1 protein-coding gene is annotated in these 1,189 nt (G+C 43.3%); it reads left to right on the forward strand.

Annotated elements, in window-relative coordinates; all coding sequences use genetic code 11:
• The first annotated feature begins 1 nt into the window (after position 1).
• A complete protein-coding gene (gene tuf, locus ACFILL_RS09240) occupies positions 2-1,177 on the forward strand; it encodes an elongation factor Tu (RefSeq protein WP_012755022.1) in 1,176 nt (391 codons plus the stop codon).
• Positions 1,178-1,189 lie beyond the last annotated feature (12 nt).

Consider the following 1,189-nt stretch of genomic DNA (forward strand, 5'->3'; position numbering starts at 1 on the left):
AATGGCGAAGAGCAAGTTTGAACGAACAAAACCGCATGTTAATATTGGTACGATTGGTCACGTTGATCATGGGAAGACCTCGTTGACAGCAGCGATTACGAAATATTTTGGTGAATTTAAAGCCTATGACCAAATTGATGCTGCGCCAGAGGAGCGCGCACGTGGAATTACTATTTCTACAGCACACGTTGAGTATGAAACGGAAAATCGTCACTATGCGCACGTTGATTGTCCGGGACACGCTGATTATGTGAAAAACATGATCACAGGGGCAGCACAGATGGATGGTGCTATTTTGGTTGTTTCAGCAGCTGATGGTCCAATGCCTCAGACACGTGAGCATATTTTGCTTGCGCGTCAGGTTGGTGTTCCAGCAATTGTTGTTTTTCTTAATAAAGTTGATCAGGTTGATGATGCAGAACTTTTGGAGCTTGTAGAGCTTGAGGTTCGGGAACTTTTATCCAAGTATGATTTCCCAGGTGATGATATACCAATTGTTAAGGGTTCTGCGTTGGCAGCACTTGAAGATAAGGATAAGAGCATTGGTGAAGATGCTGTTCGTCTTTTAATGAGTGAAGTTGATAATTATATTCCAACCCCTGAACGTCCTGTTGATCAACCATTTTTGATGCCGATAGAAGATGTATTTTCGATTTCGGGTCGTGGAACCGTTGTTACGGGTCGTGTTGAGCGTGGTGTTATTAAAGTTGGAGAGGAAATCGAGATTATCGGTATTCGTCCAACATCTAAGACGACGGTTACAGGTGTTGAAATGTTCCGCAAGCTTTTAGATCAAGGTCAAGCGGGTGATAATATAGGAGCTCTTCTACGTGGTGTTGATCGTGAAGGGATTGAGCGTGGTCAAGTATTGGCGAAGCCAGGATCCGTTACGCCTCATACACGTTTTAAAGCAGAAGCTTACATTTTGACAAAAGATGAAGGTGGACGTCATACGCCATTTTTTACAAATTATCGTCCTCAGTTTTACTTCCGTACGACGGACGTTACAGGTATTGTTACGCTTCCAGAAGGAACGGAAATGGTTATGCCAGGTGACAATGTTGCGATGGATGTTTCGTTGATCGTTCCGATAGCGATGGAAGAGAAACTTCGTTTTGCTATTCGTGAAGGTGGTCGTACTGTTGGTGCCGGTATCGTCTCTAAGATCATTGAATAAATAATGCTTGTT

The organism is Bartonella sp. AP20NXHL (genome assembly GCF_042196165.1).
Taxonomy (GTDB): domain Bacteria; phylum Pseudomonadota; class Alphaproteobacteria; order Rhizobiales; family Rhizobiaceae; genus Bartonella.

Excerpts from the sequence above, each read along its gene's own strand:
- tuf (WP_012755022.1), top strand. The coding sequence starts at position 2 with ATGGCGAAGAGCAAGTTTGAACGAACAAAACCGCATGTTAATATTGGT.